This is a genomic window from Gemella haemolysans (genome assembly GCF_028308085.1).
In the GTDB taxonomy this organism is placed as follows: Bacteria; Bacillota; Bacilli; order Staphylococcales; family Gemellaceae; genus Gemella; species Gemella haemolysans_D.
In genome coordinates, this window is record NZ_JAQMFS010000051.1 from 1 (window position 1) to 266 (window position 266).

General features: G+C 51.9%; 1 rRNA gene. It reads left to right on the forward strand.

The window, feature by feature from the left end:
- Positions 1-266: ribosomal RNA gene (locus tag PNO30_RS03620) — 23S ribosomal RNA — on the forward strand; the annotation flags it as partial.

The following is a 266-nucleotide window of genomic DNA, read 5'->3' on the forward strand; positions in this document are numbered from 1 at the left end:
GAAGTGAGAATGCCGGTGTGAGTAGCGAAAGACGGGTGAGAATCCCGTCCACCGATTGACTAAGGTTTCCAGAGGAAGGCTCGTCCGCTCTGGGTTAGTCGGGTCCTAAGCTGAGGCCGACAGGCGTAGGCGATGGATAACAGGTTGATATTCCTGTACCACCTATAATCGTTTTAATCGATGGGGGGACGCAGTAGGATAGGCGAAGCGTACGATTGGATTGTACGTCTAAGCAGTGAGATTGAGTGTTAGGCAAATCCGGCACT